The organism is Pantoea sp. MBD-2R (genome assembly GCF_039134845.1).
Taxonomy (GTDB): Bacteria; Pseudomonadota; Gammaproteobacteria; order Enterobacterales; family Enterobacteriaceae; genus Erwinia.
In genome coordinates, this window is sequence record NZ_CP152417.1 from 4,231,833 (window position 1) to 4,254,102 (window position 22,270).

Genomic DNA, 22,270 nt, shown 5'->3' on the forward strand with positions numbered 1-22,270 from the left:
TTTATTACACGAAGAGGATCTTCAGTGCACTGTTCCTTCATTGGCATCGAAAAGAAGTTCTTCCATTTGCTGGTAGGCATTTTCACACCCGGGAATATTGAACAATACCATCAGCACCACCCACTTCAGATCTTCAAGATCGAAATCCAGCGTATCAAGCGCCATTATACGCTCAATGACCATCTCTCGGGTTTCCAGATTAAGCACCTGGATCTGTTCCAGAAACAAAATGAAGCCACGGCAATTCGCGTCCAGGCGCTGGCTTTCTTCCTCTGTATAAATCCTGACAGAAAGTGGATCGTTCGCCAGCAGAATCGGGGCGACTAAACCGTCCTGATAATCGGCCAGTTTTTCCAACCAGTTCAACGCATTATTAATGTCCCCACGATGAAAACCAGCATCGGTTAAATCGTCCGTCAACTTATCCTGATCAACCTGCATTTCTGCTTCGTTGTGGATATACGTTTCAAACAGATACATCAGTACGTCGAACATGGCTTGCCCTCCTCAATCGGACATAGCCGCCGGGTACAGCTGTAATCCAGCCTGCTAATTCCAACTCAAGCAGCTTAGCTACGATGGCTGGCACAGGCTGGCAGGCACGTTCAGCGACGACATCAACAGGTGTAACCTCATCTCCTACGTTAGCCAACACATCAGCAAATGGCAATGGAGGATTACCCTCCTCTGCCGAATATATTATTGAAGTTTGTGGGTCAGGTAACCATTTCAGGTCACTTTGCAGTTGTTCAAGGATGGTATTGGGATGGCTGACCAACGACGCACCCTGTTGAATAAGCCAGTGGGTCCCTTCACTGCCTGGATTACCGATAGCCCCGGGCACCGCATAAACATCACGATTCTGCTCGAGCGCCAGCTTTGCCGTAAGCAGAGAGCCGCTCTTTATAGCTGCTTCAATCACCAGTACACCAAGACTCAATCCACTAATGATTCTGTTGCGATGCGGAAAGTTAGAGGCATGCGGCCTGACCGGCAGGGAAAATTCAGAAATCACAGCACCGCCACCAGCGATAATGTCTCTGGCAAGGGATGCATGCCGCTGAGGATAAATACTCCGGAGTCCGTTTCCCAGTACGGCCAGCGTTTTGCCGTTCGTCGCCAGCGCTGCGCGATGAGCAATACCATCGATACCCAGCGCCAGGCCGCTGGTGATGGTGATGCCACTTAACGCAAGTGCCTCTGCAAAATGGGTGGCCCAGTTACGGCCATAAGGTGAGCAGTCACGACTGCCGACAACAGCAATTTGCGGCGTAGCCAAAATATTAGGATCGCCGTCAACATAGAGCATTGCCGGGAAGTTGGTGATGTTTCTTAACCGTTCGGGATAACGAGAATCATCACAGGTAATGAGATGATGATGTGGATGTTCCAGCCATGCCTCGGTTTGCGCCACAAGCTGCCGGTCGAAATGCCAAAAGGCCTGACGCTGTTCGGATTGCAATCCGGCTTCACATAGCTCTTTCTCTTTAACAGAAGTGAAACGCTGCAGTTGCACCGCGGCTTTTACCTGCTGATGGTTTCGTAAGCCTTTTACCCCTGACAGACGTAACCAAATCTCCGTTGGCGTCATGTTGCCTTCCCTGCTCTGGCCTTTCCTTAACGTAGCGGCAATGCTGTCAATCATGGCCCGGAATGTCTACAATAAGAGGAATAAATCTTTTATCCCTTGAACACAGATCTGGAAAGTTATGTCAGTTTTGCAGGTATTACATTTTCCTGACGATCGCCTGCGCATCGTTGCGAAACCCGTTAAAGAAGTGAATGCCGATATCCAGCGTATCGTCGATGATATGTTTGAAACCATGTACGCTGAAGAAGGCATTGGGCTGGCTGCAACGCAGGTTGATATCCATCAACGCATTATCGTTATCGATGTTTCTGAAAATCGTGACGAGCGGTTAGTGCTGATCAATCCTGAACTGCTGGAAGAAAGCGGCGAAACGGGTATTGAAGAAGGCTGCCTCTCTATCCCGGAACAGCGAGCGCTGGTTCCACGCGCTGAAAAAGTAAAAATTCGGGCGTTGGATCGTGATGGCAATAGCTACGAGCTTGAGGCTGATGGTCTGCTTGCGATTTGTATCCAGCATGAAATGGATCACCTCGTCGGCAAGCTGTTTATCGATTACCTCTCGCCTATGAAGCGTCAGCGCATCCGTCAGAAGCTGGAAAAATTATATCGCCAGCATGCCCGGGACTGATTAGCATCTGAAGAAGGGAACTGCGTGTCCGACTCATTAAATATTATCTTTGCCGGTACACCTGACTTTGCAGCGCGTCATCTTGACGCGCTGCTGTCATCAAGCCATAACGTCGTCGGCGTTTTTACTCAGCCCGACCGTCCTGCTGGCCGGGGCAACAAGCTCACGGCAAGTCCGGTAAAGCAGCTGGCTGAACAACACAATATTCCGGTGTTCCAACCCAAATCATTACGGCCTGAAGAAAATCAGCAGAGGGTTGCCGACCTCAACGCCGATGTGATGGTCGTCGTAGCTTATGGTTTGATTTTACCGAAGCCAGTACTGACGATGCCGCGTCTCGGCTGTATCAACGTGCATGGTTCGCTGCTGCCGAAATGGCGCGGCGCGGCGCCTATTCAGCGCTCCCTGTGGGCGGGCGACGCTGAAACCGGCGTCACCATTATGCAAATGGACGTCGGTCTTGATACCGGTGATATGCTGCACAAACTTGCCTGCCCAATTGAGCCGACTGATACCAGCGCTACGCTATATCAAAAACTGGCTGAATTAGGTCCTGCTGGCATGTTGACAACGCTTAGCCAGTTAGCTGATGGCACAGCGAAACCTGAAGTGCAGGATGAAACACGGGTTAGCTATGCAGAGAAGCTTAGTAAAGAAGAGGCAAAACTGGACTGGACGCTTTCGGCAGTTCAGCTGGAACGTTGCATCCGCGCCTTTAATCCGTGGCCGGTGAGCTATTTCACCATTGATGAACAACCCGTCAAGGTGTGGAAAGCGTCGGTGCTACCACATGTGGCTAAACAGCCTGGCGAAATTGTGCAGGCAGATAAGAAAGGTATTCAGGTCGCGACTTCTGAAGGCGTATTGAATATCGAGGAGCTACAGCCTGCCGGTAAAAAAGCGATGACAGCTCAGGACCTGCTGAACTCCCGCCGTGACTGGTTCACTCCAGGTAATATTCTTGCCTGATACTACGCCCGGTGCGATATCGGGCGTCTTAAATGCGATTCTTATGAAAAAAAATACCAATTTACGCGCGCTGGCCGCCCAGACTATTGAAAAAGTGGTTGAACAGGGACAGTCGCTGAGCAACGTCCTGCCTGCGGCTCAGAAAACAATTGCCGATAAAGACGCCGCGCTTTTACAAGAAATTTGCTATGGCGTGCTACGCACTCTGCCGCAGCTGGAATGGATTATCAGCCAGCTGATGGAACGTCCCATGACGGGAAAACAGCGCGCGCTTCATTTCCTGATTATGGTCGGTCTGTATCAGCTCATGTTTACTCGTATCCCGCCTCATGCAGCCCTTGCGGAAACAGTGGAAGGCGCAGTTGCGCTTAAGCGTCCGCAGCTTAAGGGATTAATAAACGGCGTACTGCGTCAATTCCAGCGTAAGCAGGAAGAATTAACGCAGGAGATGAACCGGGGCGACCAACAGTACTTGCATCCGAAATGGTTATTGACGCGTCTTAAACAGGCATGGCCGCAGCAATGGCAAAAAATCGTTGAAGCCAATAATCAACGTCCACCAATGTGGCTGCGCGTTAACCGGCAGCATCATACTCGTGATGCCTGGCTTACCCTGTTGCAGGAGTCCGGTAAAAATGCGGAACCGCATCCTGAACATCCTGATGCGCTACGACTTGAAGCGCCCTGCTCCGTTGCTCAACTTCCCGGTTTTGAAGCAGGATGGGTAACAGTACAAGATGCTTCTGCTCAGGGATGTGTGGCACTGCTTGATCCTCAAAACGGCGAAGTGATTTTAGATCTTTGTGCCGCGCCAGGCGGGAAAACCACGCATATTCTTGAAGCCGCGCCTGAAGCCCGTGTTATGGCCGTCGATATTGATGCGCAGCGTCTTGCCCGAATCACTGAAAACTTGCAGCGGCTTAATATGACGGCCGATGTAAAGCTGGGCGATGGATGTACGCCTGAAAAATGGTGTGGTGATACCCAATTCGATCGTATTTTGCTGGATGCTCCCTGTTCGGCTACGGGCGTCATACGACGTCATCCGGATATCAAATGGCTTCGCCGCGATCGGGATATTGCAGAGCTCGCCGCTTTGCAGCAGCAAATCCTTGAGGCTATCTGGCCGCATTTGAAACCTGGCGGCACTCTGCTTTATGCTACTTGTTCAATCCTGCCTGAAGAGAACCACTTGCAGGTTGCAGCTTTCCTTGAGCGTCATGAAGATGCCGTGTTGAAAGGAACCGGTAGTGATCAACAGCCAGGATTACAGGTATTTCCCGATCCGCTCGGTGGCGACGGGTTCTTCTATGCCAAACTGCTAAAAAAATAAACGTCGCGGCCAGCCAGTCCCTGGCCGCATCCGAACTCCTTCAAGCAGACAAGCACAATGAAAATAATCATTCTTGGCGCGGGTCAGGTGGGCGGCACGCTCGCGGAAAACCTGGTTGGCGAAAACAACGATATTACGGTAGTCGATACTGATGCGATCCGTTTGCGCCAGCTACAGGATAAATACGATCTTCGGGTAGTACAGGGACACGGTTCTCACCCTCGCGTTCTTCGGGAAGCGGGTGCCGAAGATGCCGATATGCTGGTTGCTGTAACTAATTCTGATGAAACGAATATGGTGGCCTGTCAGATTGCCTATTCGCTCTTCAATACGCCAAACCGTATCGCACGTATTCGTGCCCCCGATTATATACGCGATGCCGATAAGCTCTTTATTCCTGAAGCGGTTCCTATCGATCATCTGATCTCCCCGGAACAGCTGGTAATCGATAATATTTATCGGCTAATCGAATACCCGGGTGCGCTTCAGGTTGTTAATTTCGCTGAGGGGAAAGTCAGTCTGGCAGTGGTTAAAGCCTATTACGGCGGTCCGCTCGTGGGTAATCCGCTGGCTATAATGCGCGATCATATGCCTCATATTGATACGCGTGTGGCGGCCATTTTCCGTCAGGATCGCCCAATTCGACCTCAGGGCTCGACAATTGTTGAAGCTGGCGATGAAGTGTTCTTCATTGCCGCAAGCCAGCATATTCGGGCAGTCATGAGCGAGTATCAGCGCCTGGAGAAGCCTTATAAACGTATCATGATCGTGGGTGGCGGCAATATTGGCTGTGGCCTCGCTCTACGCCTTGAGAAAAACTATAGTGTGAAACTGATTGAACGTAATCAGCAGCGGGCCGCAGAGCTGGCAGAGCTTCTCCAGAATACGATTGTCTTTTATGGTGATGCTTCCGATCAGGAACTTCTCGCTGAAGAACATATCGATCAGATCGATCTTTTTATCGCTATTACTAATGACGATGAAGCCAACATTATGTCAGCGATGCTGGCAAAAAAAATGGGGGCAAAAAAAGTCATGGTGCTGATCCAGCGGAAAGCTTATGTGGATCTTGTCCAGGGCAGCGTAATCGATATTGCTATTTCACCGCAGCAAGCCACAATCTCGGCATTGCTTAGCCATGTACGTAAGGCTGATATTGTCGGTGTCTCCTCTCTTCGTCGCGGCGTTGCAGAGGCTATCGAGGCTATTGCTCATGGCGATGAAACAACATCTCGCGTTGTCGGCAGAATGATCGACCAGATAAAACTTCCGCCCGGTACGATCATTGGTGCTGTCGTTCGTGGCGATGACGTAATGATTGCTAATGACAATCTTCGTATCGAACAAGGCGACCATGTCATCATGTTCCTGACCGATAAAAAGTTCGTGCCGGATGTCGAGCGTTTGTTCCAGCCAAGTCCATTCTTCCTTTAATTATCTCCGGGCGCTTCATTCCGCCCGGTATTTCACCCGCGTGATAATTGAATAATCTTAGTAATCGCCATGGAAAAAGCTCAATCGTTTGTTAGACTTACCAACTGGCACACGAATGGAGATAACAATGAGTTTACTGAAAGAGTTTCGCGATTTTGCAATGCGCGGCAACGTTGTTGACCTGGCGGTCGGTGTCATTATTGGTGCTGCGTTTGGTAAGATCGTTTCTTCTCTGGTGGCAAATATCATTATGCCGCCGCTGGGATTATTGATTGGTGGTGTCGACTTTAAGCAGTTTAGCTGGGTTCTTAAACCTGCCGCTGGTGATGCGCCCGCAGTTATTATGCAGTATGGCGTATTCCTGCAATCCATCTTTGATTTTGTCATCGTTGCTTTTGCCATCTTCATGGCGATTAAACTGATGAACAAACTCCATAAGAAAAAAGAAGTGGAAAAGCCTGCGCCTAAAGTGACTGCCGAAGAAAAGCTGCTTACGGAAATCCGCGATTTGTTGAAACAGCAGAACAGCCAGCCTTAACAGCGCTATAAGTTCAGAAACCGCCTGTTATGGCGGTTTTTTTATGCGGCTAAAAGAAGAAAGCCAGGGGTAAAGCTGTCTTTACCACTGGCCTCCCAGGAACCTTTTTTACCGTGTTTATCTTTACGCCGGTAACTGCCTTTCCCCTTCAGATTAACTTCAGTTCTTACTCTGAACAGGGGATCGTGCAGGAGTGCTTCAAGTGCATTCTCACGAATTATGCCTTTCTTATGCTGATACTTAGTCACAACATTTTCCTCATGTGGTTGCTGCTGAAGAATATAGAAGCGGAAGACTAAAAGGTCAATCGGCTGCTGTCGCAAGCGATCCTTTTTCCAGGGCTTCCAAAATAGAACAGTACAGGCTGCTGTGCGCTGTTCCACAACAGGCATCATTTAGCCTCTCAAGAGAACGCTGCATATTTTGCAGTTCCGCAATCATACCTTCTACTTCCAGCAGCCTGGTTTGCACAATGTTTTTAGATTCCTGGCAGGTATGATGTTCTGGATCTACTCGGATCGAAAGCAGTTCGCGAATAGCTTCAAGACTAAATCCAAGCTGCCGGCCATAGCGTATAAATCGCAAACGCTGTAAATCATTTTCACTATAAAGACGGAAACCGCCTTCAGTACGAATCATATGATCCATCATTTGCTGTTTTTCGTAGTAGCGAATGGTGTCAGGTGTGACATCCGCAAGCTTAGCCAGCTGGCCTATTTTGTACATTACGCTTCTCCATCGAATCGCTGATTGAGCTGTGCGCCATAGTCACCCCGCAAGAAATCAGTACTTAATCCCGCCTGACGTAATTTAGCTTCCAGTAAAACAAGACGCTTTGAATGTGCCTGATAGTTATCATCTGAGGAATCAATTCCTGCCAGAAGTTCTTGCAGTTCAATAGCTTCGCGACGCATCTCAAGTTCGGGTGGCAGAAAACCAGAGTTTTTCATTAGCCTGTAAGCAGCGCGCAGCTCATGAGGAACGTGGCTGTCGTCATCTAATACCAGCTTTTTACCACTGCCGGCCAGATTGTCGAAATCGCCATTTTTTTGTGCTTCAGAGACGTGTTGCTCTACCAATTGATCAATCAGCCACATAATGACCTCGCGATTTGAAGGAGAGAATACAGGATAGCGTGTTGCAGGAAAGAGGGGAAATTCAGGACATAAAAAAACCGGGCAAGCCCGGTTTTTCCAAGATGCGGCAGATTACTCTGCTGCTTCTGCTTGAGCTTCTGGACGATCAACCAGCTCGATGTAAGCCATCGGAGCGTTGTCACCAGCGCGGAAGCCACACTTCAGAATACGAGTGTATCCACCGGCACGGCTCGCGAAACGCGGGCCCAGCTCGTTAAACAGTTTTGCCACGATCTCGTTATCACGAGTACGGGCGAATGCCAGACGACGATTAGCTACGCTGTCGGTCTTGGCAAGAGTAATCAGCGGCTCAACTACACGACGCAGCTCTTTCGCTTTTGGCAGGGTCGTCTTGATGATCTCATGACGAACCAAAGAGCCAGCCATGTTGCGGAACATAGCCTGACGATGGCTGCTGTTGCGGTTCAGTTGACGACCACTCTTACGATGGCGCATGACCTTATCCTTCTCAGTGAAACCTTAACCTGTGATCGGGTTATTCATCAGCAATGCTAGCTGGCGGCCAGTTTTCCAGGCGCATGCCCAGAGACAGACCACGAGAAGCCAGCACATCTTTAATCTCAGTAAGAGATTTTTTACCAAGGTTAGGCGTTTTAAGCAGCTCAACCTCGGTACGCTGTACCAGATCACCGATGTAGTGGATAGCTTCTGCCTTAAGGCAGTTAGCAGAGCGGACAGTCAATTCCAGATCGTCAACAGGGCGCAGCAGGATCGGATCGAATTCTGGTTTCTCTTCTTTCACTTCCGGCTGACGTACATCACGTAAGTCGACGAAAGCTTCCAGTTGTTCTGCCAGGATGGTTGCCGCACGGCGGATCGCTTCTTCAGGATCAATAGTGCCGTTGGTTTCCATTTCGATGACCAGCTTGTCCAGGTCAGTACGCTGTTCTACACGCGCTGCTTCAACATTGTAGGCGATACGCTCTACAGGGCTGTAACAGGCGTCGACCAACAGACGACCGATCGGGCGCTCATCTTCTTCCGAATGAATTCGGGCAGAAGCCGGCACATAACCACGACCACGCTGAACTTTGATACGCATGCTAATAGCCGCGTTCTCATCAGTCAGGTGGCAGATCACGTGCTGCGGCTTGACGATTTCGACATCACCATCATGGGTGATATCGGCTGCAGTCACAGGGCCAATGCCAGATTTATTCAGAGTGAGAATAACTTCATCTTTCCCCTGAACTCTTACCGCCAGCCCTTTCAGGTTGAGCAGGATTTCCAGGATATCTTCCTGTACGCCCTCTTTGGTGCTGTACTCATGTAGTACACCATCAATTTCAACCTCGGTCACCGCGCAACCCGGCATTGATGAAAGCAGAATACGGCGCAGTGCGTTACCAAGAGTATGGCCAAAGCCACGCTCTAAAGGCTCAAGGGTCACCTTGGCGTGCGTCGAACTCACTTGCTCGATATCTACCAGGCGCGGTTTTAGAAACTCTGTCACAGAACCCTGCATTGTGTCCTCTCTTTGGTACTAAGCTTTACTTGGAGTAAAGCTCGACGATCAGGTGTTCGTTAATGTCCGCAGACAGATCGGTACGTTCAGGAATACGCTTGAACACACCTTCCATCTTAGTTGCATCAACTTCCAGCCAGGTTGGCTTTTCACGCTGTTCAGCCAGCTCCAGAGCGGCTTTCACGCGAGACTGCTTTTTGGCTTTCTCACGGATGCTAACAACGTCATTCGGAGTTACCTGATAAGAAGCGATGCTAACAACGCGGCCGTTTACCATGATGGATTTGTGGCTAACCAGCTGACGTGCTTCTGCACGAGTGGCGCCAAAGCCCATACGATAAACTACGTTGTCCAGACGACCTTCCAGCAGAGCTAACAGGTTTTCACCCGTGTTGCCTTTCAGACGTGCTGCTTCTTTATAATAGTTACGGAACTGACGCTCCAGCACGCCGTAGGTACGACGAACTTTTTGCTTTTCACGTAACTGTACGCCATAGTCAGACAGACGCGGTTTACGCGCACCGTGCTGGCCAGGGGCTTGTTCAATCTTACACTTGGTATCAATCGCGCGAACGCCAGACTTCAGGAAGAGGTCTGTACCTTCGCGACGGCTCAGCTTGAGCTTAGGACCCAAATATCTTGCCATTTTCTTTCTCCAACTATCCTAAAAAACGGGCGTTATACGCGACGTTTTTTCGGCGGACGACAACCGTTGTGAGGGATCGGAGTCACATCAGTAATATTCGTGATGCGGAAACCAGCAGCGTTCAGAGCACGAATCGTTGATTCGCGGCCTGGACCTGGACCCTTAACCATAACTTCCAGGTTCTTAATACCGTACTCTTTCACGGCGTCTGCGCAACGTTCAGCGGCAACCTGTGCAGCGAACGGCGTAGATTTACGAGAACCACGGAAACCGGAACCACCGGCTGTTGCCCAACCCAGCGCATTACCCTGACGATCGGTAATAGTAACGATGGTGTTGTTGAAAGATGCATGGACATGAGCCACGCCATCAGAGACTTGCTTTCTTACACGCTTGCGTGCACGAACTGGTGCCTTTGCCATTATTCAATCACCCCGATTATTTCTTGATCGGTTTACGCGGACCCTTGCGGGTACGTGCGTTGGTCTTGGTACGCTGACCGCGTACTGGAAGACCACGACGATGACGTAAACCACGATAGCAACCAAGGTCCATAAGACGCTTGATGCTCAGGGTGACTTCACGACGCAGATCGCCTTCAACAACAAACTTTGCAACTGCGTCACGCAGAATGTCGATTTGTTCTTCAGACAGCTCACTGATCTTAACATTTTCAGCGATACCCGTTGACGCACAGATAGCCTGTGAGCGGGTTTTGCCGATACCGAAAATTGCGGTTAATGCGATAACGGTATGTTTATGATCAGGAATGTTAATGCCTGCTATACGGGCCACTATGCACTCCTATTTAATTACGTATGCGTCCCATGCCGAAAAGCCCGTTTTCAGGATACTCAAATGGAAACGCATAGACATACAAAAGATTGGCTGGCTAATCTAGCCAGCTCAACCCAACTTTGCAAGAAAAATATTAGCCCTGACGCTGTTTATGCTTAGGCTCGGCGCTGCAAATCACACGTACGACACCATCACGACGGACGATTTTGCAGTTACGACATAATTTCTTGACGGAAGCACGAACTTTCATTTTTACTCTCCGTAACTTCTCAAGCGCCTGATTAACGGCCGTAGCCTTTCAGGTTTGCTTTCTTCAATGCAGACTCGTACTGACTTGACATCATCAGAGTTTGCACTTGAGCCATAAAGTCCATGATGACAACGACTACGATCAGCAGTGATGTACCGCCAAAGTAGAATGGAACTTTCATCGCATCACGCATGAACTCCGGGATTAGGCAGATGAAAGTAATGTAGAGCGCACCAACTAATGTCAGGCGTGTCATTACTTTATCGATGTACTTCGCCGTCTGTTCTCCCGGACGAATTCCTGGTACAAATGCACCAGACTTCTTCAGGTTATCTGCTGTTTCACGCGGGTTGAAAACCAACGCCGTGTAGAAGAAACAGAAGAAGATGATTGCAGTCGCATAGAGTAGCACATAAAGCGGCTGGCCGGGCTGCAAATACATTGAAATAGTTGTCAGCCAGTTCCATCCGGTTCCGCCCCCGAACCACGACGCGATGGTCGCTGGGAACAGAATAATGCTGGAAGCAAAGATTGCCGGGATAACCCCTGCCATATTCACTTTCAACGGTAAATGTGTGCTCTGCGCAGCATAGACACGACGGCCTTGCTGACGTTTCGCATAGTTCACCACAATGCGGCGTTGACCACGCTCAACGAAAACAACGAAGAAGGTCACTGCAAATACGAGAACTGCAACCAACAGCAACAGGAGGAAGTGCAGGTCGCCTTGCCGCGCTTGCTCGATGGTATGGCCAATGGCCGGCGGCAGACCCGCAACAATACCAGCGAAGATTATGATAGAGATACCGTTACCGATACCTCGCTCAGTAATCTGTTCACCCAGCCACATCAGGAACATTGTTCCGGTAACCAGGCTGACAACAGCGGTAAAGTAGAAGGCAAAGCCTGGGTTTAACACCAGGCCCTGCATTCCAGGCATATTCGGTAAACCGGTAGCAATACCGATTGACTGAAATATACCCAGTACCAGAGTGCCGTAGCGGGTGTACTGGCTAATCTTACGACGGCCAGCCTCCCCTTCTTTCTTTATTTCTGCTAACGCTGGATGAACCACCGTCAGCAGCTGGATAATAATAGAGGCCGAGATATACGGCATAATACCCAGAGCAAAGATAGAAGCACGACTCAGTGCACCACCAGAGAACATGTTGAACATTTCAATGATGGTGCCACGCTGTTGCTCAAGCAGTTTGGCAAGTACAGTGGCATCGATACCAGGGATTGGAATAAAAGAGCCAATGCGGAAAACAATCAGCGCACCAATAACAAACAGAAGTCTGCGTTTTAGTTCGCCAAAACCACCCTTGGCACTTTGAAAATCTAATCCCGGTTGCTTAGCCATCTGCTACTTATTCCTCAATTTTACCGCCAGCAGCTTCGATTGCAGCACGAGCGCCTTTAGTGACACGCAGACCGCGAACCGTTACCGGTACAGCGACTTCGCCAGACAGCATAATTTTAGCGAATTCAATCTGAATACCGATAATGTTAGCTGCTTTCAGCGTGTTCAGGTCGACGATCCCGCCTTCAACTTTCGCCAGGTCAGACAGACGCACTTCTGCGGTTACTGCTGCTTTGCGAGAGGTGAAACCGAATTTCGGCAGACGACGGTACAGAGGCATCTGACCACCTTCGAACCCGCGACGTACGCCACCGCCAGAACGAGAGTTCTGACCTTTGTGACCACGACCACCGGTTTTGCCGAGGCCAGAACCGATACCACGACCCAAACGCTTAGAAGCGTGTTTAGACCCTTCGGCCGGAGACAGAGTATTTAAACGCATCTGTTACTCCTCCACTTTAACCATGTAGGAAATCGCGTTAACCATACCGCGTACAGCTGGCGTGTCTTCACGCTCTACGGTGTGGTTAATACGACGCAGACCCAGGCCAAGCAGCGTTGCCTTGTGTTTCGGCAAACGTCCGATCGAACTACGGGTTTGAGTAATCTTAATAGTCTTCGCCATGGTCATTACCCCAGAATGTCTTCAACGGATTTGCCACGCTTGGCAGCGACCATTTCTGGGGAATTCATGTTGGCCAGGCCATCCAGCGTTGCACGAACCACGTTGATCGGGTTAGTGGAACCGTAGGCTTTAGCCAGAACGTTATGAACCCCAGCGACTTCCAGAACGGCGCGCATTGCACCGCCGGCAATGATACCGGTACCTTGAGAAGCTGGCTGCATGAACACACGAGAACCTGTGTGCACACCTTTAACAGGGTGCTGCAGGGTGCCGTCGTTCAGCGCGACGTTGATCATATTGCGACGGGCTTTTTCCATCGCTTTCTGGATCGCTGCTGGAACTTCACGCGCTTTACCGTAACCAAAACCGATGCGACCGTTACCGTCACCTACCACTGTCAGAGCAGTGAAGGAGAAAATACGACCACCTTTAACGGTTTTCGATACGCGATTTACCGCGATCAGCTTTTCCTGCAGTTCGCCAGCTTGTTTTTCGATGTGTGCCATCTTACACCTCTACCTTAGAACTGTAGGCCAGCTTCACGGGCAGCATCTGCCAGTGCCTGGACACGACCATGATATTGGAAACCAGAGCGGTCGAAAGAAACACCAGTGATGCCTTTTTCGATTGCGCGCTCAGCGACTGCTTTACCAACAGCTGCGGCGGCGTCTTTGTTTCCAGTGTACTTCAGTTGCTCACTGATTGCTTTTTCTACTGTAGAAGCAGCAACCAGGACTTCAGAACCGTTTGGAGCAATTACCTGTGCGTAAATATGACGCGGGGTACGATGTACCACCAGGCGAGTTGCACCCAGCTCTTTGAGCTTGCGGCGTGCGCGGGTCGCACGACGGATACGAGCAGATTTCTTATCCATAGTGTTACCTTACTTCTTCTTAGCCTCTTTGGTACGCACGACTTCGTCGGCGTAACGAACACCCTTGCCTTTATAAGGCTCAGGACGACGGTAGGCGCGGATATCAGCTGCAACCTGACCAACCATCTGCTTATCAGCGCTTTTCAGCACGATTTCAGTCTGGCTTGGACATTCAGCAGTAACTCCGGCTGGCAGCGCGTGTTCAACTGGGTGAGAGAAGCCAAGAGCTAAACTCACTGCGTTGCCTTTCACGGCCGCACGATAACCTACACCAACCAGCTGCAGCTTCTTAGTGAAGCCTTCGGTAACACCGATAACCATACCGTTCAGCAGTGCGCGAGAAGTACCAGCCTGCGCCCAAGCATCCGAGAAACCTTCGCGCGGAGCGAAAGTCAGGGAGTTGTCAGCATGCGTAACTTCTACAGCAGCGTTGATGGTACGAGTCAGCTCGCCGTTTTTACCTTTAATCGAAATAACCTGACCGTCGAGTTTTACCTCTACGCCGGCAGGAATGACGACAGGTGCTTTAGCAACACGAGACATTTATCCTCCGTTAAGCTACGTAGCAGATAATTTCGCCACCAAGACCAGCCTGGCGCGCTGCACGATCGGTCATAACACCTTTAGAGGTAGAAACAACAGCGATACCCAGTCCAGCCATTACTTTTGGCAGTTCGTCTTTGCGCTTGTAGATACGCAGACCTGGACGGCTTACACGCTGAATGCTTTCTACCACAGCCTTGCCCTGGAAATACTTAAGAGTCAGTTCCAGTTCTGGCTTGGTGTCGCCTTCGATTTTAAATTCTTCGATATATCCTTCTTCCTTCAGCAGCTTGGCAATTGCCAATTTCAGCTTGGAGGAAGGCATGGTCACCGCAACTTTGTTTGCGGCTTGACCGTTACGGATACGGGTCAGCATATCCGCGATCGGATCTTGCATGCTCATCTGTATTTACTCCCGTGATTCAATTGGTAATTACCAGCTAGCCTTTTTCAAGCCAGGTACTTCACCGCGCATAGCGGCTTCACGCAACTTGATACGGCTCAACCCGAATTTGCCCACATAACCATGTGGACGGCCAGTTTGGCGGCAGCGGTTACGCTGACGAGACGGGCTTGAATCACGCGGCAGAGTTTGCAGCTTGAGAACAGCATTCCAACGTTCTTCGTCAGATGAGTTCACACTAGAGATGATAGCTTTTAATTCCTCGCGTTTAGCGCGGTATTTATCAGCCAGTTTTACGCGAACGACTTCGCGTGCCTTCATCGATTGCTTAGCCATGAAGTAACCCTACCTTACTTGCGGAACGGGAAGTCAAAGGCAGCCAGCAGAGCACGGCCTTCATCGTCAGATTTCGCAGTAGTGGTAATGGTAATATCCAAACCACGAACGCGATCGACTTTGTCATAGTCGATTTCTGGGAAGATGATCTGCTCACGAACGCCCATGCTGTAGTTACCACGACCGTCGAATGACTTAGCGGACAAGCCACGGAAGTCACGGATACGAGGTACAGCAATAGAGATCAGACGTTCAAAGAACTCCCACATGCGCTCGCCACGCAGAGTCACTTTACAGCCGATCGGATAGCCCTGACGGATTTTGAAGCCTGCAACAGATTTGCGTGCTTTGGTGATAAACGGCTTTTGACCGGAGATTGCTGCCAGATCGGCTGCTGCGTTATCCAGCAGTTTCTTGTCAGCGATCGCTTCACCAACACCCATATTCAGGGTGATCTTCTCGACCCGAGGGACTTGCATGACAGAATTGTAGCTAAACTCAGTCATGAGTTTTTTAACTACTTCGTCTTTGTAGTAATCATGCAGTTTCGCCATCGTACTACTCCAAATTACTTGATAGTTTCGCTGTTAGACTTGAAGAAACGGACTTTTTTGCCGTCTTCGAATCTAAAGCCTACACGGTCAGCCTTGCCGGTAGCACTGTTGTAAAGCGCAACGTTAGAAACCTGAATAGCAGCTTCTTTTTCAACGATGCCACCTGGTTGATTCATAGCCGGGACAGGCTTAGAATGTTTTTTAACCAGGTTGATACCTTCAACAATGACCTTGCCAGAAGACAGGACATTTTTTACTTTACCGCGCTTACCTTTATCTTTGCCGGTCAGCACGATAACTTCGTCATCGCGACGGATTTTAGCTGCCATTTTTCGCTCCTTAGAGTACTTCTGGTGCCAGAGAGATAATTTTCATGAACTTTTCAGTACGAAGTTCACGAGTTACCGGCCCAAAAATACGCGTTCCGATAGGCTGCTCGCTGTTATTGTTTAAAATAACGCATGCATTACCATCGAAGCGAATGACAGAACCGTCCGGGCGACGAACACCCTTCCTGGTGCGCACCACTACCGCTTTCAGCACATCACCTTTCTTAACCTTACCGCGAGGAATTGCTTCCTTGATGGTAATTTTGATGATATCGCCTACGCCTGCGTAGCGACGGTGCGAGCCACCCAGAACCTTGATACACATTACGCGACGTGCACCGGAGTTGTCGGCGACGTTCAGCATAGTCTGTTCTTGGATCATTTTAGTGCTCCGCTAATGTCAACTACTACTTCGGGACCTGATTCAGGTCGTATAAAAGCCCCATAATTGAGGGCGCAGCATTATAACACCGCTTCTCGCTTATGGGTAGAAAAAATAAACGGCTCATATCGAGCCGATATTTGAACCTCGAATATGAGGAACGCGACATTCTAAGGAATTGTCTCGCCGGTAGCAATCGTATTCTGCACACTTCTTCAGCTTAATGAGCGATACAGGGCAATTTGGGGGCCTGCGGATGAATAAAATGACGCTCTACCCCCTCACCTGTCGCTCAAAGGGTATCACGGCACGTAAAGTTGGGTCGCCAACGTGTTATGACGCTCGATGATGTTCGGCAGATCTGTATGCACCATGACCCCACCGCGTACTTTTACCTGACCATTGATAACGCTACAGGCAACCTTGCCAGGATTGCAAAACACCAATGCTGCCACGGGATCGTGTCCCGCACCTGCCAGACCGGGCTGGTTGAGATCGAATACGGCCACATCAGCCATCATTCCCGGTGCTAATGCGCCAATGTCATCCCGATTAAGAACCTTAGCGCCGCCCAGGGTAGCAATTTCCAGTGCCTGCCGCGCTGTCATAGCATCAGGTCCAAATCCTACGCGCTGAAGCAATAAAGCCTGACGAACCTCCGCTATCATGTCTGAAGTATCATTTGATGCCGAACCATCTACACCCATACCAACCTTCATGCCTGCATCAAGCATTTTTCTCACTGGTGCAATTCCCGAGGCAAGCCGCATGTTAGAGCAAGGACAATGTGCCACACCGGTTCCGGTTCGGGCAAAAAGCTGAATACCGTACTCATCCAGCTTGACGCAATGAGCATGCCAGACATCCTGCCCTACCCAGCCCAGATCTTCGACATACTGAGCCGGAGAACGGTTAAATTTTTCCCGACTGTAGCGAACATCATTATCGTTCTCGGCCAAATGCGTATGCATCGATACTCTATAGTGTCGGGCCAGCCTGGCCGACTCTCTCATCAAATCCTGACTGACTGAAAAAGGAGAACAGGGTGCAACGACGACTCTCAGCATCGAGCCTCGTTCCGCATCGTGATAGCGTTCGATAACACGCTGAGTATCCTCCAGGATAACGTGTTCCTTTTCTACCAGTGAGTCTGGCGGCAATCCGCCCCGGCTTTGGCCTACACTCATGCTTCCGCGGCTGGCATGAAAGCGCATGCCCATCCTGGCAGCCGCCTCAATACTGTCATCAAGCCTGCAGCCGTTCGGAAAGACATAAAGATGATCGCTGGAAGTGGTACAACCGGTAAGCATTAATTCTGCCATCGACATCATGGTCGAAATACGGATCATGTCTGGCGTCAGTTTTTGCCATAGCGGATACAGGTTAGTTATCCATTTAAAAAGTTCGCCATCCTGTGCCTCCGGGATCACCCGGGTCAGGCTTTGATACATATGATGATGCGTATTGATCAGACCTGGAATGGCGATATGACCCTTCAAATCAATTACTTCATCGGCAGTTGGCGGCAGCTCGTCCACTTTTCCAACGGCAACGATCGTATTGCCTTTAATCAAAATACTGCCGTTTTTGATTTCCCTTCTGTTGGCATCCATCGTCACTACGACGTCGGCGTTTTTTAACAACAGTGTACGTTGGGAACTCACGGTAGCTGGCGAGGCGTTAAAAGACAGGGCGCTGTTTTGCTGCGCTGACAGCAGCTGTGAAGAAACTGCCAGTAAAGGCAATGCCAGCAGTGTCCTGCGGGTGTAATCAGGCGAATCCTTTTGCATTTCTGTTTACCTGTTGTGACCAATATCAGAACTCCTGCTGCTGATACGAGCAGGGGTTACTCTTTCATGCATTTAAAATGCATAAGCAGCTTAAAGATCACACATATTTTTAACGTGACTGATATCACTTTATGCAGGATTTTGTAATCAGAATAAGCGGCAGATCGATAAGCAAAAGGTAAGGCATTTGAAGCGCAGAGAGACGTAAAGGGGTAATCAACAGCAGGGATTTACAGGGAGTATAAAAGAAAAAACCCCCGACAAGCGGGGGTTTTTACAGAGGAAGCGTTCTTATAGAACAGCTTTCTCGATAACGCGAACCAGGGTCCAGGACTTAGTCTTGGACAGTGGACGGCACTCACGGATTTCTACCTTGTCGCCGATCCCACACTCATTGTTCTCGTCATGTACGTGCAGTTTGGTCGTACGCTTAATGAACTTACCGTAGATTGGGTGTTTCACGAAACGTTCGATAGCTACAACGATGGATTTCTCCATTTTGTCGCTAGTCACTCGACCTTGCAGAGTACGGATTTTATCGGTCATTACGCACCCGCCTTCTCAGTCAGTAAAGTCTTAACGCGTGCAACATCACGACGCACATTCTTCAACAGATGAGTCTGTTGCAGCTGGCCGGATGCTGCCTGCATGCGCAGGTTGAACTGCTCACGCAGCAGGTTAAGCAGCTCAGTGTTAAGCTCTTCAACGCTTTTTTCACGCAGCTCTGTTGCTTTCATTACATCACCGTCTTAGTTACAAAGGTGGTTTTGATAGGCAGTTTTGCTGCTGCCAGCTTGAATGCTTCACGGGCCAGCTCTTCCGGAACACCGTCCATTTCATACAGGACTTTACCTGGCTGGATCAAGGCAACCCAATACTCCACGTTACCTTTACCTTTACCCATACGCACTTCCAGCGGCTTCTCGGTAATTGGTTTGTCCGGGAATACACGGATCCAAATTTTACCTTGACGCTTAACTGCACGGGTCATAGCACGACGTGCTGCTTCGATCTGACGAGCAGTCAGACGACCACGGCCAACAGCTTTCAGACCGAAAGTACCGAAGCTAACATCCGTACCCTGCGCCAGACCACGGTTGCGGCCTTTGTGCACTTTACGGAATTTTGTACGCTTTGGTTGTAACATCAGCGACTCTCCTTACTTACGGCCTTTACGCTGCTGCTTTTTAGGTTGAGCAGCCGGTTCCGGTTGTTCAACAGCAGCCATACCACCCAGGATCTCACCTTTGAAGATCCATACCTTAACGCCGATTACACCATAAGTGGTGTGCGCTTCAGAGGTGTTGTAGTCAATGTCAGCACGCAGGGTGTGCAACGGCACGCGGCCTTCACGGTACCATTCAGTACGCGCGATTTCAGCACCGCCCAGACGGCCACTAACTTCAACTTTGATACCTTTAGCGCCCAGACGCATTGCGTTCTGTACAGCACGCTTCATAGCACGACGGAACATCACACGACGCTCCAGCTGTGAAGTGATGCTGTCAGCAACCAATTTAGCGTCCAGTTCCGGTTTACGGACTTCGGCGATATTGATCTGTGCAGGAACGCCAGCGATATCCGCTACGACCTTGCGCAGTTTTTCTACGTCTTCGCCTTTCTTACCGATCACGATGCCAGGACGAGCGGTGTGAATAGTCACACGGATGCTCTTAGCCGGACGCTCGATAACGATACGAGAAACAGACGCCTTAGCCAGTTCTTTTGTCAGGAACTGACGTACTTTAAAGTCGCTGTCCAGGTTGTCAGCGAATTCTTTGGTATTTGCGAACCAGGTAGAGTTCCAGGGTTTAACAATACCCAGGCGAATACCATTAGGATGTACTTTCTGACCCATTGCTAGTCTCCAGAGTCTCAGCGATCGGACACAACCACAGTAATGTGGCTGGTGCGCTTCAGGATGCGATCTGCACGACCTTTTGCACGAGGCATAATGCGCTTCATGCTTGGGCCTTCGTCTACGAAGATCTTCGTGACTTTCAGATCATCAATGTCAGCGCCATCGTTGTGTTCGGCGTTAGCAATGGCAGATTCCAGAACTTTCTTGACCAGTACAGCCGCTTTCTTATTGGTGTAGGTCAAAATGTCCAGAGCCTGCGACACTTTCTTACCGCGTACAAGATCTGCTACCAGGCGAACCTTCTGAGCAGAAGAACGAGCGTGGCGATGTTTAGCGATAGTTTCCATCTCTTCCTCCTGTTAGCGTTTCTTGGCTTTCTTATCAGCCGTGTGGCCGCGATAAGTACGGGTCGGTGCAAATTCACCCAGTTTGTGACCGACCATTTCGTCGGAAACAAAGACAGGAACGTGCTGACGACCATTATGGACAGCGATGGTCAAACCGATCATGTTAGGGAAGATCGTTGAACGACGGGACCAGGTGCGCAAAGGCTTCTTGTCTCCGCTTTCCACCGCTTTCTCTACCTTCTTCAGCAAGTGCAGGTCAATAAAAGGACCTTTCTTGAGAGAACGTGGCATGGCTTATCCTCTAAAATTATTTGCTACGGCGACGTACGATGAACTTATCAGTACGCTTGTTGCTACGGGTCTTCTTACCTTTGGTCTGCAGGCCCCATGGGGACACAGGGTGCTTACCAAAGTTACGACCTTCACCACCACCGTGTGGGTGATCGACTGGGTTCATCGCAGTACCGCGAACGGTAGGACGAACACCACGCCAACGAGCAGCACCGGCTTTACCCAGAACGCGAAGCATGTGCTCAGCGTTACCGACTTCGCCCAGGGTCGCGCGGCAGTCAGATTCGACTTTACGCATTTCACCAGAACGCAGACGCAGGGTAACGTAGGAACCATCACGCGCAACGATCTGCACGTAAGCACCAGCAGAGCGAGCAATCTGACCGCCTTTGCCTGGTTTCATTTCTACGTTGTGTACGGTGGAACCCACTGGGATGTTGCGCATTGGCAGGGTGTTACCTGCTTTGATCGCCGCATCAACGCCAGACTGAATCTGGTCGCCAGCTTTCAGGCCTTTAGGGGCCAGGATGTAACGGCGCTCGCCGTCTTTGTACAGAACCAGTGCGATGTTCGCAGAGCGGTTCGGATCGTACTCAAGACGTTCAACGGTTGCCGGGATACCATCTTTGTTGCGTTTGAAGTCAACAATACGGTAAGCCTGCTTGTGACCACCACCGATATGACGGGTAGTGATGCGACCATTGTTGTTACGGCCACCGGATTTGCTGTTCTTCTCGACCAGCGGGGCGAATGGTTTGCCCTTGTGCAGCTCCGCGTTTACCACTTTAACTACGTGGCGACGACCCGGAGATGTCGGTTTACATTTAACAACTGCCATTGTTCTTCTCCTCCGACTTACTCAGCGCCGCCGACGAAGTCCAGATTCTGGCCTTCTTTCAGGGTGACGTAAGCTTTTTTCCAGTCGTTACGACGACCAATACGCTGTCCGGAACGCTTAACTTTCCCTTTCATTACCAGGGTGTTAACGTCCTTCACTTCCACTTCGAAAAGTTTCTGCACAGCGGCTTTGATTTCTGCTTTGGTCGCGTCTTTAGCAACTTTGAGAACGATGGTGTTAGTTTTTTCCATCGCAGCAGATGCTTTTTCAGATACGTGCGGCGAGCGCAGTACTTTCAGCAGACGTTCTTCACGGATCATGCCAGCATCTCCTCAACTTGCTTAACTGCGTCAGCAGTCATAACGACTTTGTCGAAGGCGATCAGGCTAACTGGGTCGATACCCGCTGCATCACGTACGTCAACCTTGTACAGGTTGCGAGCGGCCAGGAACAGGTTCTCTTCCAGTTCGCCAGTGATGATCAGCACGTCTTCCAGCGCCATGTCTTTCAGTTTCTCTACCAGCAGCTTAGTTTTAGGTGCTTCCAGAGAGAACTGCTCGACAACGATCAGACGATCTTGACGTACCAGTTCGGACAGGATGCTTTTCAGCGCGCCGCGGTACATCTTTTTGTTAACTTTTTGACTGTGGTCCTGCGGCTTTGCAGCGAAGGTCACGCCACCGGAACGCCAGATTGGGCTCTTTACAGAACCTGCACGCGCACGGCCGGTACCTTTCTGGCGCCACGGCTTTTTGCCGGAACCAGTTACTTCAGCACGGGTCTTCTGAGCACGGGTACCTTGACGGGCACCTGCTGCATAAGCAACAACAACCTGATGTACCAGCGCTTCGTTGAAATCACGACCGAAGGTAGTTTCGGAAACAGTCAGCGCGCTTTGCGCGTCTTTCAATACTAATTCCATTGC

Annotated in this window: 37 protein-coding genes; 5 read left to right on the plus strand and 32 right to left on the minus strand. The window is 50.1% G+C overall.

From position 1 onward, the window contains the following. Positions 1–21: 21 nt before the first annotated feature. Positions 22–495, minus strand: coding sequence for a DUF494 family protein Smg (gene smg, locus AAGQ96_RS19430; protein ID WP_147200067.1), 474 nt, complete (start codon positions 493–495; stop codon positions 22–24). Next, positions 467–1,591, minus strand: coding sequence for a DNA-protecting protein DprA (dprA, locus tag AAGQ96_RS19435; RefSeq protein ID WP_342754365.1), 1,125 nt, complete (start codon positions 1,589–1,591; stop codon positions 467–469). The genes smg and dprA overlap by 29 nt, the downstream gene beginning before the upstream one ends. 118 nt (positions 1,592–1,709) lie before the next feature. Here dprA and def point away from each other — a divergent pair, with 118 nt between their 5' ends. The 5 genes from def to mscL all read left to right on the plus strand — a co-directional run bounded on the left by def (position 1,710) and on the right by mscL (position 6,493). Then, positions 1,710–2,219, plus strand: coding sequence for a peptide deformylase (gene def, locus AAGQ96_RS19440; RefSeq protein ID WP_147200068.1), 510 nt, complete (start codon positions 1,710–1,712; stop codon positions 2,217–2,219). Between the two features lie 24 nt (positions 2,220–2,243). Further along, on the plus strand, positions 2,244–3,188 hold the full coding sequence (fmt, locus tag AAGQ96_RS19445) for a methionyl-tRNA formyltransferase (RefSeq protein WP_342754366.1): 945 nt from the start codon (positions 2,244–2,246) through the stop codon (positions 3,186–3,188). Positions 3,189–3,231: 43 nt separating this feature from the next. Then, the gene (rsmB, locus tag AAGQ96_RS19450; protein WP_342754367.1) at positions 3,232–4,521 is read left to right on the plus strand and encodes a 16S rRNA (cytosine(967)-C(5))-methyltransferase RsmB; all 1,290 of its coding nucleotides are present in this window, start codon (positions 3,232–3,234) and stop codon (positions 4,519–4,521) included. Between the two features lie 57 nt (positions 4,522–4,578). Then, entirely contained in the window at positions 4,579–5,955 is a 1,377-nt protein-coding gene (trkA, locus tag AAGQ96_RS19455; RefSeq protein WP_147200071.1) for a Trk system potassium transporter TrkA, read from the plus strand. A 127-nt stretch (positions 5,956–6,082) separates the two neighbouring features. Next, complete coding sequence (gene mscL / locus AAGQ96_RS19460) at positions 6,083–6,493, plus strand: large-conductance mechanosensitive channel protein MscL (protein WP_147200072.1); 411 nt, start codon at positions 6,083–6,085, stop codon at positions 6,491–6,493. A 41-nt stretch (positions 6,494–6,534) separates the two neighbouring features. Here mscL and AAGQ96_RS19465 read toward each other — a convergent pair whose 3' ends face one another. The 30 genes from AAGQ96_RS19465 to rplD all read right to left on the minus strand — a co-directional run bounded on the left by AAGQ96_RS19465 (position 6,535) and on the right by rplD (position 22,267). Further along, complete coding sequence (locus tag AAGQ96_RS19465) at positions 6,535–6,741, minus strand: alternative ribosome-rescue factor A (protein ID WP_342754368.1); 207 nt, start codon at positions 6,739–6,741, stop codon at positions 6,535–6,537. A gap of 55 nt (positions 6,742–6,796) precedes the next feature. After that, on the minus strand, positions 6,797–7,219 hold the full coding sequence (zntR, locus tag AAGQ96_RS19470; protein ID WP_147200074.1) for a Zn(2+)-responsive transcriptional regulator: 423 nt from the start codon (positions 7,217–7,219) through the stop codon (positions 6,797–6,799). Continuing rightward, positions 7,219–7,590 (minus strand): DUF1992 domain-containing protein, encoded by a 372-nt coding sequence (locus AAGQ96_RS19475; RefSeq protein ID WP_342754369.1) that lies wholly within the window; start codon positions 7,588–7,590, stop codon positions 7,219–7,221. The genes zntR and AAGQ96_RS19475 overlap by 1 nt, the downstream gene beginning before the upstream one ends. Before the next feature lie 111 nt (positions 7,591–7,701). Continuing rightward, complete coding sequence (gene rplQ / locus AAGQ96_RS19480) at positions 7,702–8,085, minus strand: 50S ribosomal protein L17 (protein ID WP_120458461.1); 384 nt, start codon at positions 8,083–8,085, stop codon at positions 7,702–7,704. Between the two features lie 40 nt (positions 8,086–8,125). Continuing rightward, the gene (gene rpoA / locus AAGQ96_RS19485) at positions 8,126–9,115 is read right to left on the minus strand and encodes a DNA-directed RNA polymerase subunit alpha (RefSeq protein WP_002919219.1); all 990 of its coding nucleotides are present in this window, start codon (positions 9,113–9,115) and stop codon (positions 8,126–8,128) included. A 25-nt stretch (positions 9,116–9,140) separates the two neighbouring features. Then, positions 9,141–9,761: a 30S ribosomal protein S4 gene (gene rpsD, locus AAGQ96_RS19490; RefSeq protein WP_133847020.1), complete on the minus strand. Its 621-nt coding sequence runs from the start codon at positions 9,759–9,761 to the stop codon at positions 9,141–9,143. Positions 9,762–9,793: 32 nt separating this feature from the next. After that, a complete protein-coding gene (gene rpsK / locus AAGQ96_RS19495) occupies positions 9,794–10,183 on the minus strand; it encodes a 30S ribosomal protein S11 (protein WP_034899652.1) in 390 nt (129 codons plus the stop codon). 16 nt (positions 10,184–10,199) lie between these two features. Continuing rightward, complete coding sequence (rpsM, locus tag AAGQ96_RS19500; protein ID WP_048917626.1) at positions 10,200–10,556, minus strand: 30S ribosomal protein S13; 357 nt, start codon at positions 10,554–10,556, stop codon at positions 10,200–10,202. A gap of 136 nt (positions 10,557–10,692) precedes the next feature. Further along, on the minus strand, positions 10,693–10,809 hold the full coding sequence (rpmJ, locus tag AAGQ96_RS19505; RefSeq protein ID WP_020322760.1) for a 50S ribosomal protein L36: 117 nt from the start codon (positions 10,807–10,809) through the stop codon (positions 10,693–10,695). Positions 10,810–10,840: 31 nt separating this feature from the next. Continuing rightward, on the minus strand, positions 10,841–12,172 hold the full coding sequence (gene secY / locus AAGQ96_RS19510) for a preprotein translocase subunit SecY (RefSeq protein ID WP_124233601.1): 1,332 nt from the start codon (positions 12,170–12,172) through the stop codon (positions 10,841–10,843). 7 nt (positions 12,173–12,179) lie between these two features. Continuing rightward, positions 12,180–12,614, minus strand: a complete 435-nt coding sequence (gene rplO, locus AAGQ96_RS19515) for a 50S ribosomal protein L15 (RefSeq protein WP_147200076.1) — start codon at positions 12,612–12,614, stop codon at positions 12,180–12,182. Positions 12,615–12,617: 3 nt separating this feature from the next. Next, complete coding sequence (gene rpmD / locus AAGQ96_RS19520) at positions 12,618–12,797, minus strand: 50S ribosomal protein L30 (RefSeq protein ID WP_004160569.1); 180 nt, start codon at positions 12,795–12,797, stop codon at positions 12,618–12,620. A 5-nt stretch (positions 12,798–12,802) separates the two neighbouring features. Next, positions 12,803–13,303, minus strand: a complete 501-nt coding sequence (gene rpsE / locus AAGQ96_RS19525) for a 30S ribosomal protein S5 (protein WP_147200077.1) — start codon at positions 13,301–13,303, stop codon at positions 12,803–12,805. A gap of 14 nt (positions 13,304–13,317) precedes the next feature. After that, the gene (gene rplR / locus AAGQ96_RS19530) at positions 13,318–13,671 is read right to left on the minus strand and encodes a 50S ribosomal protein L18 (RefSeq protein ID WP_004160572.1); all 354 of its coding nucleotides are present in this window, start codon (positions 13,669–13,671) and stop codon (positions 13,318–13,320) included. A gap of 9 nt (positions 13,672–13,680) precedes the next feature. After that, positions 13,681–14,214 carry a 50S ribosomal protein L6 gene (rplF, locus tag AAGQ96_RS19535; protein WP_147200078.1) on the minus strand — a complete coding sequence of 178 codons (534 nt, stop codon included), beginning with the start codon at positions 14,212–14,214 and terminating at the stop codon, positions 13,681–13,683. Between the two features lie 10 nt (positions 14,215–14,224). Further along, positions 14,225–14,617 carry a 30S ribosomal protein S8 gene (rpsH, locus tag AAGQ96_RS19540; RefSeq protein WP_147200079.1) on the minus strand — a complete coding sequence of 131 codons (393 nt, stop codon included), beginning with the start codon at positions 14,615–14,617 and terminating at the stop codon, positions 14,225–14,227. Positions 14,618–14,647: 30 nt separating this feature from the next. Beyond that, positions 14,648–14,953, minus strand: coding sequence for a 30S ribosomal protein S14 (gene rpsN, locus AAGQ96_RS19545; protein WP_062749332.1), 306 nt, complete (start codon positions 14,951–14,953; stop codon positions 14,648–14,650). A 14-nt stretch (positions 14,954–14,967) separates the two neighbouring features. Continuing rightward, positions 14,968–15,507: a 50S ribosomal protein L5 gene (gene rplE / locus AAGQ96_RS19550; protein WP_056232433.1), complete on the minus strand. Its 540-nt coding sequence runs from the start codon at positions 15,505–15,507 to the stop codon at positions 14,968–14,970. 14 nt (positions 15,508–15,521) lie between these two features. Then, on the minus strand, positions 15,522–15,836 hold the full coding sequence (rplX, locus tag AAGQ96_RS19555) for a 50S ribosomal protein L24 (RefSeq protein WP_147200080.1): 315 nt from the start codon (positions 15,834–15,836) through the stop codon (positions 15,522–15,524). Between the two features lie 10 nt (positions 15,837–15,846). Next, entirely contained in the window at positions 15,847–16,218 is a 372-nt protein-coding gene (gene rplN / locus AAGQ96_RS19560) for a 50S ribosomal protein L14 (protein ID WP_004160583.1), read from the minus strand. Between the two features lie 302 nt (positions 16,219–16,520). Continuing rightward, the gene (locus AAGQ96_RS19565) at positions 16,521–17,831 is read right to left on the minus strand and encodes an 8-oxoguanine deaminase (RefSeq protein ID WP_342755594.1); all 1,311 of its coding nucleotides are present in this window, start codon (positions 17,829–17,831) and stop codon (positions 16,521–16,523) included. Between the two features lie 468 nt (positions 17,832–18,299). Beyond that, the gene (gene rpsQ, locus AAGQ96_RS19570) at positions 18,300–18,554 is read right to left on the minus strand and encodes a 30S ribosomal protein S17 (protein WP_147200082.1); all 255 of its coding nucleotides are present in this window, start codon (positions 18,552–18,554) and stop codon (positions 18,300–18,302) included. Continuing rightward, positions 18,554–18,745 carry a 50S ribosomal protein L29 gene (gene rpmC, locus AAGQ96_RS19575; RefSeq protein ID WP_024966580.1) on the minus strand — a complete coding sequence of 64 codons (192 nt, stop codon included), beginning with the start codon at positions 18,743–18,745 and terminating at the stop codon, positions 18,554–18,556. The genes rpsQ and rpmC overlap by 1 nt, the downstream gene beginning before the upstream one ends. After that, positions 18,745–19,155 (minus strand): 50S ribosomal protein L16, encoded by a 411-nt coding sequence (rplP, locus tag AAGQ96_RS19580; protein WP_002438716.1) that lies wholly within the window; start codon positions 19,153–19,155, stop codon positions 18,745–18,747. Before rplP ends, rpmC begins: the two co-directional genes overlap by 1 nt. 12 nt (positions 19,156–19,167) lie before the next feature. Continuing rightward, complete coding sequence (gene rpsC, locus AAGQ96_RS19585) at positions 19,168–19,866, minus strand: 30S ribosomal protein S3 (RefSeq protein ID WP_002919766.1); 699 nt, start codon at positions 19,864–19,866, stop codon at positions 19,168–19,170. 17 nt (positions 19,867–19,883) lie between these two features. After that, on the minus strand, positions 19,884–20,216 hold the full coding sequence (rplV, locus tag AAGQ96_RS19590; RefSeq protein WP_000447532.1) for a 50S ribosomal protein L22: 333 nt from the start codon (positions 20,214–20,216) through the stop codon (positions 19,884–19,886). Between the two features lie 12 nt (positions 20,217–20,228). After that, on the minus strand, positions 20,229–20,507 hold the full coding sequence (rpsS, locus tag AAGQ96_RS19595; protein WP_013204132.1) for a 30S ribosomal protein S19: 279 nt from the start codon (positions 20,505–20,507) through the stop codon (positions 20,229–20,231). Between the two features lie 16 nt (positions 20,508–20,523). After that, positions 20,524–21,345, minus strand: a complete 822-nt coding sequence (gene rplB / locus AAGQ96_RS19600) for a 50S ribosomal protein L2 (RefSeq protein ID WP_147200083.1) — start codon at positions 21,343–21,345, stop codon at positions 20,524–20,526. 17 nt (positions 21,346–21,362) lie between these two features. Beyond that, on the minus strand, positions 21,363–21,665 hold the full coding sequence (gene rplW / locus AAGQ96_RS19605) for a 50S ribosomal protein L23 (protein ID WP_147200084.1): 303 nt from the start codon (positions 21,663–21,665) through the stop codon (positions 21,363–21,365). Beyond that, positions 21,662–22,267 carry a 50S ribosomal protein L4 gene (gene rplD, locus AAGQ96_RS19610; RefSeq protein WP_023656564.1) on the minus strand — a complete coding sequence of 202 codons (606 nt, stop codon included), beginning with the start codon at positions 22,265–22,267 and terminating at the stop codon, positions 21,662–21,664. Before rplD ends, rplW begins: the two co-directional genes overlap by 4 nt. Positions 22,268–22,270: the final 3 nt, after the last annotated feature.

What these genes read in the sequence shown, in the direction of transcription:
- rpsN (WP_062749332.1), bottom strand. Translation starts at nt 14,953, where the DNA reads ATGGCTAAGCAATCGATGAAGGCACGCGAAGTCGTTCGCGTAAAACTG.
- rpsK (WP_034899652.1), bottom strand. Translation starts at nt 10,183, where the DNA reads ATGGCAAAGGCACCAGTTCGTGCACGCAAGCGTGTAAGAAAGCAAGTC.
- rplD (WP_023656564.1), bottom strand. Translation starts at nt 22,267, where the DNA reads ATGGAATTAGTATTGAAAGACGCGCAAAGCGCGCTGACTGTTTCCGAA.
- zntR (WP_147200074.1), bottom strand. Translation starts at nt 7,219, where the DNA reads ATGTACAAAATAGGCCAGCTGGCTAAGCTTGCGGATGTCACACCTGAC.
- rplO (WP_147200076.1), bottom strand. Translation starts at nt 12,614, where the DNA reads ATGCGTTTAAATACTCTGTCTCCGGCCGAAGGGTCTAAACACGCTTCT.
- dprA (WP_342754365.1), bottom strand. Translation starts at nt 1,591, where the DNA reads ATGACGCCAACGGAGATTTGGTTACGTCTGTCAGGGGTAAAAGGCTTA.
- rplE (WP_056232433.1), bottom strand. Translation starts at nt 15,507, where the DNA reads ATGGCGAAACTGCATGATTACTACAAAGACGAAGTAGTTAAAAAACTC.
- secY (WP_124233601.1), bottom strand. Translation starts at nt 12,172, where the DNA reads ATGGCTAAGCAACCGGGATTAGATTTTCAAAGTGCCAAGGGTGGTTTT.
- rpmC (WP_024966580.1), bottom strand. Translation starts at nt 18,745, where the DNA reads ATGAAAGCAACAGAGCTGCGTGAAAAAAGCGTTGAAGAGCTTAACACT.
- AAGQ96_RS19475 (WP_342754369.1), bottom strand. Translation starts at nt 7,590, where the DNA reads ATGTGGCTGATTGATCAATTGGTAGAGCAACACGTCTCTGAAGCACAA.
- rpmD (WP_004160569.1), bottom strand. Translation starts at nt 12,797, where the DNA reads ATGGCGAAGACTATTAAGATTACTCAAACCCGTAGTTCGATCGGACGT.
- rpsC (WP_002919766.1), bottom strand. Translation starts at nt 19,866, where the DNA reads ATGGGTCAGAAAGTACATCCTAATGGTATTCGCCTGGGTATTGTTAAA.
- rpsH (WP_147200079.1), bottom strand. Translation starts at nt 14,617, where the DNA reads ATGAGCATGCAAGATCCGATCGCGGATATGCTGACCCGTATCCGTAAC.
- rpsS (WP_013204132.1), bottom strand. Translation starts at nt 20,507, where the DNA reads ATGCCACGTTCTCTCAAGAAAGGTCCTTTTATTGACCTGCACTTGCTG.
- rplQ (WP_120458461.1), bottom strand. Translation starts at nt 8,085, where the DNA reads ATGCGCCATCGTAAGAGTGGTCGTCAACTGAACCGCAACAGCAGCCAT.
- rpoA (WP_002919219.1), bottom strand. Translation starts at nt 9,115, where the DNA reads ATGCAGGGTTCTGTGACAGAGTTTCTAAAACCGCGCCTGGTAGATATC.
- rplX (WP_147200080.1), bottom strand. Translation starts at nt 15,836, where the DNA reads ATGGCAGCTAAAATCCGTCGCGATGACGAAGTTATCGTGCTGACCGGC.
- rplW (WP_147200084.1), bottom strand. Translation starts at nt 21,665, where the DNA reads ATGATCCGTGAAGAACGTCTGCTGAAAGTACTGCGCTCGCCGCACGTA.
- rsmB (WP_342754367.1), top strand. Translation starts at nt 3,232, where the DNA reads ATGAAAAAAAATACCAATTTACGCGCGCTGGCCGCCCAGACTATTGAA.
- AAGQ96_RS19565 (WP_342755594.1), bottom strand. Translation starts at nt 17,831, where the DNA reads ATGGATGCCAACAGAAGGGAAATCAAAAACGGCAGTATTTTGATTAAA.
- rplN (WP_004160583.1), bottom strand. Translation starts at nt 16,218, where the DNA reads ATGATCCAAGAACAGACTATGCTGAACGTCGCCGACAACTCCGGTGCA.
- rpsE (WP_147200077.1), bottom strand. Translation starts at nt 13,303, where the DNA reads ATGGCACACATCGAAAAACAAGCTGGCGAACTGCAGGAAAAGCTGATC.
- rplF (WP_147200078.1), bottom strand. Translation starts at nt 14,214, where the DNA reads ATGTCTCGTGTTGCTAAAGCACCTGTCGTCATTCCTGCCGGCGTAGAG.
- rpmJ (WP_020322760.1), bottom strand. Translation starts at nt 10,809, where the DNA reads ATGAAAGTTCGTGCTTCCGTCAAGAAATTATGTCGTAACTGCAAAATC.
- smg (WP_147200067.1), bottom strand. Translation starts at nt 495, where the DNA reads ATGTTCGACGTACTGATGTATCTGTTTGAAACGTATATCCACAACGAA.
- def (WP_147200068.1), top strand. Translation starts at nt 1,710, where the DNA reads ATGTCAGTTTTGCAGGTATTACATTTTCCTGACGATCGCCTGCGCATC.
- rplB (WP_147200083.1), bottom strand. Translation starts at nt 21,345, where the DNA reads ATGGCAGTTGTTAAATGTAAACCGACATCTCCGGGTCGTCGCCACGTA.
- mscL (WP_147200072.1), top strand. Translation starts at nt 6,083, where the DNA reads ATGAGTTTACTGAAAGAGTTTCGCGATTTTGCAATGCGCGGCAACGTT.
- trkA (WP_147200071.1), top strand. Translation starts at nt 4,579, where the DNA reads ATGAAAATAATCATTCTTGGCGCGGGTCAGGTGGGCGGCACGCTCGCG.
- rpsQ (WP_147200082.1), bottom strand. Translation starts at nt 18,554, where the DNA reads ATGACCGATAAAATCCGTACTCTGCAAGGTCGAGTGACTAGCGACAAA.
- rpsD (WP_133847020.1), bottom strand. Translation starts at nt 9,761, where the DNA reads ATGGCAAGATATTTGGGTCCTAAGCTCAAGCTGAGCCGTCGCGAAGGT.
- rplR (WP_004160572.1), bottom strand. Translation starts at nt 13,671, where the DNA reads ATGGATAAGAAATCTGCTCGTATCCGTCGTGCGACCCGCGCACGCCGC.
- rplP (WP_002438716.1), bottom strand. Translation starts at nt 19,155, where the DNA reads ATGTTACAACCAAAGCGTACAAAATTCCGTAAAGTGCACAAAGGCCGC.
- rplV (WP_000447532.1), bottom strand. Translation starts at nt 20,216, where the DNA reads ATGGAAACTATCGCTAAACATCGCCACGCTCGTTCTTCTGCTCAGAAG.